Source organism: Vibrio cortegadensis (assembly GCF_024347395.1).
GTDB lineage: Bacteria > Pseudomonadota > Gammaproteobacteria > Enterobacterales > Vibrionaceae > Vibrio > Vibrio cortegadensis.
The window spans coordinates 22,790-35,102 of the sequence record NZ_AP025474.1; the positions used below are offsets into that span (position 1 = coordinate 22,790).

The following is a 12,313-nucleotide window of genomic DNA, read 5'->3' on the forward strand; positions in this document are numbered from 1 at the left end:
TAATATGTTTATCCCTAAAGGCGTTTGCTCTGCATTTTATACACCAATCAATGACGACTTCACAATCAACGAGAAAGTGGTTCGTGAAATGGTCGAATTTCAGATCGAACAAGGTCTGGATGGAATTTTTCCTGTAAGCACTGCTGGTGAGTTTTTACACCTATCTCTAGAACAGTGTGAAGAGCTAATGGAAATGGTTGTAGATCAAGTAGCAGGTCGTGTGCCAGTAGTACCTGGTGTATCTGCTTCATGTCTTCAACACGGAATTCGTTTGGCTAAGAAAGCAAAATCACTAGGCTGTCCAGCTGTTGTGTCTTGTTCACCTTACTTCTTCAAACAAAGCGAAGCTGAGCAAATCTCTTACTTTGAAACTTTGGCTGAAAAGTCGGATGTACCGCTAATCATCTACAACATTCCACTGTTTGCTCCACCATTGCCTTTAGACTCAGCGATGAAACTTGTGGAACACCCAATGATTATTGGTATTAAAGACTCAAGCGGCAGCATGGTTGATCTAATGCACCTTGTCGATCACATCGAGCGAAACAACCTAGATGCTGTTTACTTGTCTGGCCGTGAAGACTTCTTTGATTCAGCTTTGCTTGCAGGATCTAAAGGCTGCTATACGTCATGCGCGGGTATCTTCCCTGAGATTATGACTGGCATATACGATGCAGTTCAAAGTGGCGACTTGACTAAGGCTCGAGAGTTACAGAAAGCCCTACTTCCTGTGGTGAAGAAATGCTTCTCTCTACCTTTCCCTATTGGATTCAAAATTGCCCTTGAAGCTCGCGGATTTGAGATGGGCCCTTACTGGTCGCCAATGGATAGCATCACTTTAGATAAAATCGAAGAGATGAAGCCAATCATTGAAAAAGAAACTCTAGCTCTAGTTGAGCTTGGTAAAAATTTGTAATTTAAGGATACAAAGATGAACAAATCAATTATCGCACCAGGTCGTTACGTCCAAGAAGCCAATGCAATGAAAAAGCTTGGTGAGTACATCAAACCACTTGGTAAGAAAGCTCTAGTTATCGCCGATGACTTCGTAACTGGTCTAGTAAGTGACTCTGTTATCTCTAGCTGTGTTAACGCTGATGTAACAGTGAAGTTTGATGAATTCCAACGCGAGTGTAGCCGTGAAGAAATCGAACGTGTAATGGCTGTAGCTGAAGAAATGGGCGCAGAAGTTATCGTTGGGATCGGTGGTGGTAAAACTTTCGATACAGCTAAAGCGACTGGCTTTTACAACAACATCCCTGTGGTTATCTGTCCAACAATCGCATCAACGGATTCACCAACAAGCTCACTTGTTGTTATCTACACACCAGAGCATGAGTTCAGCGAGTACCTAATCGTACCGACTAACCCAACTGCTGTTGTAATGGATACTGCGATCATTGCTCAAGCTCCAACTCGTCTACTTGTAGCCGGTATGGGTGATGCACTTGCGACTTACTTCGAAGCTCGCGCTAATGCTAAGTCCGGTAATGTTGCAATGAGCGATGGCCTACCAACTCTAGCAGCTCAAGCACTGGCTAAGCTTTGCTACGAAACGCTACTTGCTGACGGTCTGAAAGCAAAAGTATCTTGCGACCAGAACCTAAACTCTATTGCTCTTGAGAACATCATCGAAGCTAACACTTACCTAAGTGGCATCGGCTTTGAATCAGGCGGGCTAGCGGCTGCTCACGCTGTTCACAACGGTCTAACTAAGTTAGAAGAGTGTCACCACCTATATCATGGAGAGAAAGTAGCTTTCGGTACTCTTACTCAGCTAGTTCTTGAAAATGCACCGATGAGCGAAATCCAAGAAGTTATTAACTTCTGTCGTTCAGTTGGTCTACCTACAAATCTTGGTGACATGGGCGTTAAAGAAATCAACATGGACAAAATGCTTGAAGTAGCTACAGCATCATGCGCTGAAGGCGAAACAATGCACAACATGCCTTTCCCTGTTACTGCCGAAGCAGTTCTAGCGGCAATGCTAACGGCTGACAAACTAGGCCAATAATTAAAGAAATTGCTCTCATGGCCGGACTTCTCGGTAATAATTTTGGCTGTGAGAGCCCTCATTTTATCCAAACTGAAATAATAGGTAACAACTATGTACCAAATGACTGGTAAAGAACTTTTTGAAAGCGGCAAGCGCTTCGCTGTAACAATGTTTGAATATTCTTGGATGGTTCAACGTACTGGCTTACAAGCTGAATACGCTGATTGGGATAAAGTTCTTGATGAAGTAGTTGAGCGTGGCTATGACTGTATTCGTATCGATGCATTCCCTCACGTACTTAAGAAAGATGCAGACGGCAACCGTCCTGCTGAAGTTACGTTCCAACCAATCCCTGCTGATTTCATGTGGGGCAACCACGCTGAAGTAACTGTAAACGTTGCTGAAGGTCTTGTTGAGTTCGTTCAAAAAGCAAAAGATCGCGGTATCTACATTGGTCTTTCTTCTTGGTACAACAACACTGTTTGCGACCGCAAATCTCTTATGAAAACACCTGAAGATTACATTAGCGCATGGACTGACGTTCTTGACCTACTAGCAGAAAACGATCTTCTAGACGGCATCGTATGGGTTGACGTTTGTAACGAGTTCCCACTAAATCACTGGGCTCCACATGCTTACAGCTACATCGCTGAAGAGCCTGTAGGCACTCCAATGGACGCTAAGGCACTTGAGCACCTAGAAAGCGATTGGGATGAAGAATACGTTGCTCGTATGAACGAATACCTAGTTGGCGTTCCTAAGAAACTTAAAGTTAAGTACCCACAATTCAAGTACGCATTCTCTAACCAGTGCTACGGTGAAGACAACTTCCTTAAAGGCGACTTCTCTGAGCTAGACATGGTTGACCCACACATTTGGGCTACTGATGACATGGCAACAGCTATGGAAATCGGCTTCTTCGAAACTCTAGAGCCTAACCAGTTCCCTGTTGGCGTTGCTAATATGCGTAAGAAAGCGGAAGCGGCTGTTAAAGAAGACGTTGATGTATTTACTGATATTCTAGACGAGCGTACTGAGAAGTGGGCTGATGCGGCTAAAGAGCGCAACGTAGAGCTTGTTACTACTGAAGCTTGGTGTTGTGTAGCGTATGAAGATCTATCTCAAAACGGTCACTTAGGTGAGTGGGATTGGGTTAAAGCAGTTCTAGAAACTGGTGTTGACTTCGCAATCGATCGTGGTTGGAAAGGCATCTGTACTAGTAACTTCGCAGAACCTCATTTTGAAGGTATGTGGCAAGATGTTGAGTGGCACAAACGCATGACTGATCGCATCCGTAACGGTAAGTAATCTCTCTAATTAATTATTTATTGCCCTAACATCTATTAGGGCATTTTTGAAAGGACAATCAAATGACAAATCTAGTAGTAGGCGCAAAATTACCAGCTATCGAAATCATCAAAGACGGTCAAATCTCTGAAAAGAACAAGTACGTTCCTTGGAACTCAAGCGAAGTAGTGGGCGCACCTAAACTCCTAGTAGTTATGGCTGGTCATCCTGAGTCTGGCGAAAAAGTAACTGATCTTCTAGCTAAGGTTGACGAAGCTAAGCCAGAAGTTAGCGTTATCAAGGTTGTGAACACTAAAGAAGCTCCTATGGGCGCTGCTATGTTCATCAAGAGCGAATTCAAAAAGGCTTACAAGAAGAATCCTGCGAACACTTTGATTCTTGATAAAGACGCAGTAGCTAAAGCAGCGCTAGAAGTGGCTGACTTAAGCGCTCTTGTTGCTGTTCTAAACGCTGATGGTGAAGCTGTTCTAGTTCACGAAGGTCACTGTGGCGATGCAGAGATTGAAGCGGTTCTAGCTGCTCTATAGTCCATCTAGATAATATTAAGCCCCTCAATTGAGGTAATGTCGATCGTTTAAGAAAGCTTGAACGTTCCTGACGTTGGCTGATAATCCCCATCAATAATGTTGATGGGGATTTTTTATGCTTGAACAAGAATTAGCAATGGCGCACGAAACTATTGAAGATGTGAATAATTATGAATCTGTTATCAACGCCATTCCGGTTTAGTTTTGAGTCGTTCGTTGCTCGTTAACTCAAACCACTTAGCCATACGGGTAATTCGATATTACATCAGGTGGTGTATATAAAGTATTGAGTAATTTTCGACCTTGTTTATAGAAAAGATAGTTAAATTAAAATGTTAGTTTGCATACAGCCATGTGGACATTCATGCGATTTGTCGTTTTTGTCAAAGTTTGTAGAGGCGTAAATAGGTTATAAATTATCAATCATTCAACTAATTAGCGCTTACATGTCATTCCAAAAATTAATAGTTACATTTTTTATCATTATCCTCACAGGATGTGCAGCTCATGCCCCAAGAGGTGATATTGATGATGAACTTGAACAAAAGCAATTTTCCACACCATCCGCATCAGAGGTAGGGCTTTATATATATCGTTCTCAAGATGGGCTTTTTAATAATGATATTACGTCTAAGAAAAAAATATGGGTTAATGGACAAGAACTAGGTGGACTAATAACACACTCTTATTTATATATTGTGGTGAAAGAAGGCGTTGTTTCAATCGAAACAGAGTCTGAATTTGGTAATAATGATCTTGTTTTTGAAGCTTTTGGTGGAAAAAATTATTTTATAGAACAGAACTTGAAAATGGGTGTTGTTGTTGCAGGTTCGGAGTTGCATCTGACTTATGATAAAAAAGGAAAACAAGCTGTTCTTTCAGCTAAGTTATTGAAAAATATCTAGTTATTGTTGTCGCGTGAATAAAGTCTCGATCACCAAACCATTCCCTGGTAATTACAGTGAGAAAACATGTAATCGGCTGTGGCTTCTTGCCCCACAGCCGATTACATAAACCTTCTACCAAGTTTTATTTAAAGATCTGTGACGACCTTTTTAATTATTAAATATGCGAATATTTTCAGGTAGTATTTCATCACGGAAAACTTTGTAGTTATTCTGAAAGTTTATACCTAGTGATGTTTGCCCATGCCTCCGTTGGGGCATAATTGTTATCGTTGCGATAACGTTGCCATTTTCGTCTGTTAAATGTACAGATTCATTCGTTTTTCGAGAAATTAAGAGCATTGGTTTTCCATCGGGTTTTCTTTTAAAAGGTACAATAGATTTATTATTCAATGCCGTAAAAGCTACGAACTTTCGCAATATTTTCCCAACGAGATCTTCGTGCTGATTTGTATTTCTCTTCACTTTGCGGCTTATCTGATTTCGTGCTTCGAAGGTACTTCTGATACATAGCGTCTTGATACTCTTCTAATGAGGGATAATGCATTTCGAGCATAAGTGCTACTGATTCGGCATTAGCACCACTTGGATGAGGTAATCCCTTGATAAGCTGGTTCTTATGGAGCATTCCTTGGCTTACCATATATTCAAGAGCATCTGTTGCTCCTTTTCCAAGCGGGACCCAAAGGCAATCGTTGCCTAGAACCTCAGTTTCTTCTGCCAAATACGTATCGAGCATCTGCTTTAGAAATGGGTGACGAGAGGCTTTTGGTGTACCGCTATAGTCTTTACCGTTGATCGTGGTTGGATAGCGAACTGCGCTTGTGTAGTGAACTATGGCGCTATGTTTATCAAACAGTTCGTCACAGCTTCTAATGCTCAACCTTTGATGTAAACCAATCTTGTCTAGCATCTCTCCTAAATTCTTTCTTAGTCCTTTGAAACTCGCAGCTTGTTTTGAGCGTTGTTGCGTCACGCTTAGACTCAACTTTTCTTTTAATCCAGATTGAGCAATACGAAGGGATTCTTCTGCCTGAGTTTTCCCCGGTGTTATACCGCAAATAACAATTTTCGCTTGCTTATTAATATGTTCGAAAGGAGCATAGTGAACCGCAATTTTACCATCATTAAATAGCGATAGTGGAGTCTCGAAAGGAAAAGCAGGGTTACATTTCTGAACCTCATCAATGAAATGAGACAAATCTTTTTTCATCATAATAGCGCCCTTAATAGGTGTTACAAGTTGGAGTGAATTTTCTTTTTTTAGCCAATGATATTCTGGCTGACGCTATAGGAACTAAGATCTGATTGCCTTTTTTTTCTACGATGAGAGGGCTATCTTTACGGCATACTTCATTTCTTACCGCTCCGATGTGGCTGAAGCCAGCAAGGAGTGCGTATTCATGAGAAGTCAGCATTGTCGCATGCGTCATAGGAAATAGTGCACAAGCACCAAATTCATGATCCATATCGAGTTGCAGGTCAAGTTTTAGCCTTGCTATTAACTTATATAATAATTTACTGCCAACCTCATTGACCTCAAGGCTCTCATTTCCAAACTTACCGTGATGTATTAGGTAGGCATTACAAGTTATTGTCCAACGGTAAATAAATATTAACGGGTCGTGATATGCCCCTTTAGACATTGTTTTTAAATGAAGTCCACGCTCAGCGTATTCCCAAGCAAACATCATAGTTTCACCCAAGAATGATTGGTTCACAATTTTTCGCTCTTCTTCAGTATTGTTCCAACTTGTGTGCATTTCAGGCCAATCAAATTCCTGTGCTAATTGGGACATTTCACTTAAGCACTTAAGTGCGTAATAGCAGTACTCATTCAAGTGCTCTTTAGTAATGGGACTCAATTTACAATTAGGGTCGATTGTTACGTGGGGTGCTGTCATTTACCGCTCTCATCAATTACGTTGAGAGCATAATAAAGCATAATTTATTATACTGTCAACATAATATTTATGAGGGCAGTAATGAAAATTAACGCTAGTGATGCACTCAGTATTCTGGGCAATTTGAAAACAACGGTTCGTCTTCATAAAAAGGACAATAACGATAAAATGTGGTCGTATAAAATGCTTAGTGAAAGCAATGCTGAGTTTGCTTTTGACCCTCAAACAAAAACCAAATTAATCGTAAGGTTTGATCAAATTCCGCCTATAGTTCCTGGAGTTAGTAAAATTGAAGACTTAAGAGGGAAAAGCATATCTACAGCCTTAAAAAGGGTATTTTCAGGGAAGCAGCATGTAGCTAAATATAAAGCCGAAATTGAGAGTGAAGAGTGTTTGTTAAGGCTTTGTTGCGTAATTCAATGGAACTAAATCCAGAACCTACGATCTGATCTGCTACGTCCACTATATCTCGTAGCCTCATGCCTAAACCACGTTACAAAACAACCAACTGGAAGCAATACAACCAATCACTTATTAACCGTGGCTCTTTGACCTTTTGGATTGATGAAGAAGCGATAAGCGGGTGGGCGCAAAGCAAACAGAATAAGCGCGGGAGGCCACGTCGGTTCAGTGATTTAGCCATCACGACAGCACTAATGGTGAAACGAGTTTTTTCTATGCCGCTGAGAGCGCTGCAAGGATTTATCGACTCGATATTTAGCCCATGTACCGTTAAGTTGTCCGCATTACACCTGCATCAGCCGTAGAGCCAAGCAAGTTGAGGTCTCATTTAAGACTAAAACGAGAGGAGCGATACAGCACCTAGCCATTGATGCAACTGGCCTTAAGGTTTATGGCGAAGGTGAATGGAAAGTCAAAAAACACGGGACGGATGGCAGGCGCAGAGTCTGGCGAAAGCTACATATTGCCGTCGATACAAGCACTCATGAAATTATTGCAGCCGAGCTAAGTTTATCGACGGTTACGGATGGGGAAGTTCTCCCGAACTTACTGAAACAAACACGCCGCAGTATCCTTGAGGTATCTGGTGATGGGGCTTACGACACGAGAGCGTGTCATGCTGCTATTAAGATTAAGGGAGCCATTGCTCTTATTCCCCCAAGAGAGGGGGCAGCCTTCTGGGAGCGTGGTCACCCTCGCAATCTCGCCGTGGGTTGTCAGAAGTTATACGGCTCGAATAAGTATTGGAAAAAGCGGTATGGATACCATAAACGTTCATTGTCAGAAACAGCGATGTATCGAGTTAAACAGTTGCTAGGAGGACGGTTGAGCTTAAGAAATTACAATGCACAAGTGGGTGAAACTTACGCGATGATAAAAGCGTTGAATAAGCTCACTAGGCTAGGTATGCCTGAAACTTGTCGTATTGACTAAAAAGCATGCAAAACGGGCGGCTCTGTCTCTAAACTGAATTACGCAACAAAGCCATTACAGTGCTACCTTTACTAAGGTGGTTTGTTGATATTTGTACTCTTCAATCTTGCAGTAATAAATTAGGACTTTGGTCATTGTTCAACCCCCTCAGATAGCGCAACACCATTTCATTACTCTTCCAGTCACCAAGTTGGATCAATTGGGTTAAGGTTAATCCCGCCGCATAGCCATCTTGTAGCGCGCCGACTCGACTTGAGTGCCCACTCCACACTTCACGATGCGCGCCATCTTGTGTGACAATGTCACCTTTGGCAAGAAGCGTTTTATGTGCCCGTTGATAAATGCGATCCACGGTCATGCCTGACATGGGGGTTTGGCGATAACCCGCCGGTCGACGTCCTGTTGGCGTCAACCAGCAGAAAATGAAGTCATCCTCTTCAAGCCCTTGGCAATAATGGGCTAAATACCGCTTCACAATTGTGGAAAACTGACGGGTGAGTCGTTTCGGCTCTGGGCTGATGGTCGTTTTTGATGTCACCCGTTCAATGTTAATATCCCCATTATCGAGTATTTTAACGTGTTTTTTGCGGATCTTACCAATTTCGCCTTCACGAAGTAACGTGCCGTACGCTAATGTAAGCAAGGTAAGATCTCGGTAAGGAAGTGGGACTTTGTCATTGCCCCACAGGCTCATTAATTTATCTAAATGAGCCCGACGAAAAGGTTTGGCTTGCAGTTCGATAACCTGAGTGCCGGTGAGTTCCATTTCATCTTTTGCTAATGATTTAAAAAAATGTTGGAGGCTTGGATCTTTGGTGATGTCCTCTATGCCCATCATTTTATGAAAAAGGCTGAGTTGCGCTCGATATTGTTTTAGAGTGTTGATTTTTATTTGTTTCTCGAGTTTTAATGCTTTAAACCAAGTCAACAAGAGCGGCGCGTGAATAGGGAAGGAGTAAAGGTCGCCTACTTTACAATGCTCATCCCACTTCCTGATCACAAAAGCCAGCATTTTCAGTGTATTGGTACTTAACCCTCCCCGGTTTTCTTCAAAGGCCTTCAGGTGTTTGAGCGCGATAGGGAGCATGTCCCAGTCAGGTGAAAAGCTGTCGGTGAGATCGGGGAAGTTGAGTTTAAAGCGACTGAGTTGATGTTGCTGTTCTTGCCACTGATTGAGCACATCTTGCTGAGATTTCAAATGTGACAGCGTCACTTGATTTTTCTTGTTGTGTGACTTGGTTAGCGTGCTCATCTTGGGCTCTCTATCTCAACAGTGTGATATAACTGTAATTATATCACACTGTTGACGGATTTAAACTTAGACTTACACAACCCAAAGGCTATAACGATGTATTCAAGACCTATGATCTATTTCCTGAATTATATGTACATAATGTTCATTGTAAATAATGTCATTCGTAACTAACTTATGGACAGAAATGGCTTAGAGTTGATGCTCCAAGCCATGCAGTTCGGATAAGCTGAGTTTGGTCAAAATCTAGCTCACAAAAGCCCATCTATACTATAAAAGAAGAAATAGTTATATCTTTACGAAATGCAGCATCGTTTGTATTTTTTTCCACTTCCACTTCCACTTCCACTTCCACAAGGACAAGGATGATTTCTCCCTATTTTTCTTGTGCTGTTTTACGCTGAGAACCAAAAGAAAGCTGATCAAGATTTTTTACACGATACCTAGGTGAAAGTGGAGGTAGGTTTGCCACTTATTTATCCATATCATCAGATTGACACCACTCTCTTTCATGATAAGTCGAAACCTTAGCCTCTCTCTTTTAGGGCTGAAACAGCAGTTAATCAGTTATCTGAGATCCAAAACCTTAGAATTCATGACTAGAACCTCGCTATTGTGTCTACTCCACGGTTAGACGAACAAATATACGTAGGAACGCAATATTTACCACTTTTTATCAAGGTCTTCTGCATACAGCAGTATTGCTCTTTGGTATTCTTTTATTGACTGATTATCAGTTGTCGATACCAACAAATTAAGAAGCAAAGCGGTTGCCTCCTTATGTCTACCTAAGTTATATAAACACATCGCATAAAAAGGCTGAGCTTCTAAATTACTTGGGAACTCGGTAATCGTTTGTTGAAAGTAATCCAGCGCATCTCCATAACAACCGAGGCTTCTGTAAGTGCTCGCTAAACCAAACAAAGCATCAAATCGCTCGTTAGGTGAAAGCAGCCCCTTTAATGCTAACCGATAGTGCTCTACAGCTTGTTGTTCTTTACCTTCGTTATCGTAGGACCAAGCAATATTCAAATGCGCGGAAGGCGCATAGGAGGAATTCGCTAACACCGTGCGTAATAACTGACGAGACTCTTTATAGCTCCCTTTTTTTCTCAGCAAGATAGCTTCATTTATTCTTGTTCTCATACGTGTGTTACCTCCCATTAACTATGCTACAGTTTCAAGAATTCTGTCCGTCTTATATTAATTTAGGCACTAACTAACCCAAAGAGTAACAAGGTTATGTACATTAGATTTATCGCTAGCAATAATGAAGAAAAACAGTTGCAGAATACTCATGGCATCATTACACAGGCGAGATTAATGCTCGAGGAAGATCTAATACTCCATGAATATCATAGAGAACATATCGAACAAATATTTTCTCAACTCAATTCCTCTTTACCTTGCCCACCATTTGAAGAAAAATCATGGCCACGAAATGCAATTTCTTGGTTTTTAGACTCTAGTACCCAATACATATCGATCATGTACGAGTTAAAGTACATATTAGAAGAATATGATACCAATGTCTCAGTATTACAATATTCGGATATAGGTACGATTTTATATAGAGATGATTTTCAAGCGGTGGCTAGGTCTAGCTTACTATAGCCCCAATATTCAGATCTATAATGACGTTAATTATTGCGATGCGCATACGTTAAAATGAGAACTGCAACCCAAGCTCATAGCTCACTTCCGCTTTCTCACGCTCTGCATATTCTAAATTTGCGACTAAGCCAGACACTGAGCCGAATTGAAAGACGTTATTCCACTTGAACTCATCTCTTGCTAGATCTAAGAAATCATGCTGATAGGAAACTCCCATCTGCCAATGATTAGCTATTTGTTTTCTAACCATCGCTTGACAGTATGTTCCATGCTCGGAATATGGTGAACTGTAATCACTATCAGCACGATAGTTTACTGCGCCACAGGATAAAGAACTTGCCATTACCCCTCCCAAACGCCCAATGAGTCCTCCGCCGGCTTACCAACTATCTACCTCCGAACTAAATCGAGTGAGAAAATCTGCTTTTCCTTCGATGAATACGTAATCGAAAACTTGAGCGCTGACATCTAAGTATAACCCTCCCATCGTCTTACTCTCTGTATTGTCATACTTATCGTTAAGGTAAGGTTTTAACGCCCCCGACTTAAAACTAGCTCCTTGTATAGCCAAATCCTATGTGCGAAAAATTATCAACGATCTCACTTGATGCAAAGCTTGAACATGAAACTATGCGATGCGTTCACATTTCCGTCGCTGTCTTAAGCATGTTTAAATTCCAGTGCCAATCCTATCTAGGCAGTCATACCACTTTAAAACATGGTTAGTCAGCATTTCCTCTGTGAAAGCGTTACTCGTAGACAGCAGCCACTTCAACGTTCCATAGACGATATAGTCTGAATACATGGGCGCATCGCCCGATAAATATCGTGTCTTAGCTAAATAAGATTCCAGTACTCTCATTTTTTTGAGTAAATCGGCCTTTGCTAAATCTTGGTTGTTGTTTTGTACATTTTCCAAGCTGTCCTGAAAGTGTTTCTCTCTAGAGGAACGAAAGTATTCTTTATCTCGATCTTTAAGCTTGCAGTAAATGTCGAAGATGGCAATTTTGGCAATGTCCGAATGTAATGATGCTGCCCACTCATGGAAAAAAAGTGCCATTAAACGCCCTTTTTTACCGCCAAATAATGAGGGTAATTCAGGGTAGTGAGCCTCAAGATAATCAGCGATGTTAAACGAATCAGAGAGTACCGTTTCACCATCTTTGATGGCGGGGAGTGTAGAAAATTGCCCCTTAAACTTAGCCTGAAGGTCGACAAAAGATAGGTCAGTGGTATCAAACGCTATATTTTTGTGTATCAAGCACATTTTCGTTCGCCAACAATAAGGACTGAATTTTAAGCCATCGTCCCCACACAGTTCGTAAAAAGTGATCATAAGTGTCTTACTCCGAGAGTTGCTAAATAGGTGTAATGGTTGTGCTGGGCACAGTGTGTTCAATCTTGAACGCGGT

General features: G+C 41.4%; 11 protein-coding genes and 2 pseudogenes. 7 read left to right on the forward strand and 6 right to left on the reverse strand.

Translation table 11 applies throughout. The features are described 5' to 3' along the window. The first annotated feature begins 4 nt into the window (after nt 1–4). The 5 genes from OCV39_RS20160 (at nt 5) to OCV39_RS20180 (ending at nt 4,736) form a co-directional block, all read left to right on the forward strand. The gene (locus tag OCV39_RS20160) at nt 5–916 is read left to right on the forward strand and encodes a dihydrodipicolinate synthase family protein (RefSeq protein ID WP_261890197.1); all 912 of its coding nucleotides are present in this window, start codon (nt 5–7) and stop codon (nt 914–916) included. 15 nt (nt 917–931) lie between these two features. Then, entirely contained in the window at nt 932–2,014 is a 1,083-nt protein-coding gene (locus OCV39_RS20165) for a glycerol dehydrogenase (protein WP_261890198.1), read from the forward strand. A 93-nt stretch (nt 2,015–2,107) separates the two neighbouring features. Then, on the forward strand, nt 2,108–3,304 hold the full coding sequence (locus OCV39_RS20170; protein ID WP_261890199.1) for a cellulase-like family protein: 1,197 nt from the start codon (nt 2,108–2,110) through the stop codon (nt 3,302–3,304). 62 nt (nt 3,305–3,366) lie between these two features. Beyond that, nucleotides 3,367–3,831, forward strand: a complete 465-nt coding sequence (locus tag OCV39_RS20175) for a YtfJ family protein (protein ID WP_261890200.1) — start codon at nt 3,367–3,369, stop codon at nt 3,829–3,831. Between the two features lie 446 nt (nt 3,832–4,277). Continuing rightward, a complete protein-coding gene (locus OCV39_RS20180) occupies nt 4,278–4,736 on the forward strand; it encodes a DUF2846 domain-containing protein (RefSeq protein ID WP_261890201.1) in 459 nt (152 codons plus the stop codon). Between the two features lie 385 nt (nt 4,737–5,121). On the opposite strand, the gene OCV39_RS20185 is transcribed toward OCV39_RS20180, so the two are convergent. Continuing rightward, nucleotides 5,122–5,952 (reverse strand): uracil-DNA glycosylase family protein, encoded by an 831-nt coding sequence (locus tag OCV39_RS20185; RefSeq protein WP_261890202.1) that lies wholly within the window; start codon nt 5,950–5,952, stop codon nt 5,122–5,124. A 10-nt stretch (nt 5,953–5,962) separates the two neighbouring features. After that, nucleotides 5,963–6,535 (reverse strand): hypothetical protein, encoded by a 573-nt coding sequence (locus tag OCV39_RS20190; RefSeq protein ID WP_261890203.1) that lies wholly within the window; start codon nt 6,533–6,535, stop codon nt 5,963–5,965. 186 nt (nt 6,536–6,721) lie between these two features. On the opposite strand from OCV39_RS20190, the gene OCV39_RS20195 reads away from it, so the two are divergent. Next, nucleotides 6,722–7,069 carry a hypothetical protein gene (locus tag OCV39_RS20195; RefSeq protein ID WP_261890204.1) on the forward strand — a complete coding sequence of 116 codons (348 nt, stop codon included), beginning with the start codon at nt 6,722–6,724 and terminating at the stop codon, nt 7,067–7,069. Nucleotides 7,070–7,119: 50 nt separating this feature from the next. Beyond that, nucleotides 7,120–8,035 (forward strand): annotated as a pseudogene (locus tag OCV39_RS20200) (IS5 family transposase). Between the two features lie 100 nt (nt 8,036–8,135). On the opposite strand, the gene OCV39_RS20205 reads toward OCV39_RS20200, so the two are convergent. The 4 genes and pseudogenes from OCV39_RS20205 to OCV39_RS20220 all read right to left on the reverse strand — a co-directional run bounded on the left by OCV39_RS20205 (nt 8,136) and on the right by OCV39_RS20220 (nt 12,237). Next, entirely contained in the window at nt 8,136–9,287 is a 1,152-nt protein-coding gene (locus OCV39_RS20205) for a tyrosine-type recombinase/integrase (protein WP_261890205.1), read from the reverse strand. Nucleotides 9,288–9,950: 663 nt separating this feature from the next. Next, on the reverse strand, nt 9,951–10,433 hold the full coding sequence (locus OCV39_RS20210; protein WP_017103369.1) for a tetratricopeptide repeat protein: 483 nt from the start codon (nt 10,431–10,433) through the stop codon (nt 9,951–9,953). Between the two features lie 517 nt (nt 10,434–10,950). After that, nucleotides 10,951–11,533 (reverse strand): annotated as a pseudogene (locus OCV39_RS21145) (hypothetical protein). A 38-nt stretch (nt 11,534–11,571) separates the two neighbouring features. Then, complete coding sequence (locus tag OCV39_RS20220; RefSeq protein ID WP_017053113.1) at nt 11,572–12,237, reverse strand: glutathione S-transferase N-terminal domain-containing protein; 666 nt, start codon at nt 12,235–12,237, stop codon at nt 11,572–11,574. Between the last annotated feature and the right edge of the window lie 76 nt (nt 12,238–12,313).

What these genes read in the sequence shown, in the direction of transcription:
- OCV39_RS20160 (WP_261890197.1), top strand. Translation starts at nt 5, where the DNA reads ATGTTTATCCCTAAAGGCGTTTGCTCTGCATTTTATACACCAATCAAT.
- OCV39_RS20165 (WP_261890198.1), top strand. Translation starts at nt 932, where the DNA reads ATGAACAAATCAATTATCGCACCAGGTCGTTACGTCCAAGAAGCCAAT.
- OCV39_RS20170 (WP_261890199.1), top strand. Translation starts at nt 2,108, where the DNA reads ATGTACCAAATGACTGGTAAAGAACTTTTTGAAAGCGGCAAGCGCTTC.
- OCV39_RS20175 (WP_261890200.1), top strand. Translation starts at nt 3,367, where the DNA reads ATGACAAATCTAGTAGTAGGCGCAAAATTACCAGCTATCGAAATCATC.
- OCV39_RS20180 (WP_261890201.1), top strand. Translation starts at nt 4,278, where the DNA reads ATGTCATTCCAAAAATTAATAGTTACATTTTTTATCATTATCCTCACA.
- OCV39_RS20185 (WP_261890202.1), bottom strand. Translation starts at nt 5,952, where the DNA reads ATGATGAAAAAAGATTTGTCTCATTTCATTGATGAGGTTCAGAAATGT.
- OCV39_RS20190 (WP_261890203.1), bottom strand. Translation starts at nt 6,535, where the DNA reads ATGTCCCAATTAGCACAGGAATTTGATTGGCCTGAAATGCACACAAGT.
- OCV39_RS20195 (WP_261890204.1), top strand. Translation starts at nt 6,722, where the DNA reads ATGAAAATTAACGCTAGTGATGCACTCAGTATTCTGGGCAATTTGAAA.
- OCV39_RS20205 (WP_261890205.1), bottom strand. Translation starts at nt 9,287, where the DNA reads ATGAGCACGCTAACCAAGTCACACAACAAGAAAAATCAAGTGACGCTG.
- OCV39_RS20210 (WP_017103369.1), bottom strand. Translation starts at nt 10,433, where the DNA reads ATGAGAACAAGAATAAATGAAGCTATCTTGCTGAGAAAAAAAGGGAGC.
- OCV39_RS20220 (WP_017053113.1), bottom strand. Translation starts at nt 12,237, where the DNA reads ATGATCACTTTTTACGAACTGTGTGGGGACGATGGCTTAAAATTCAGT.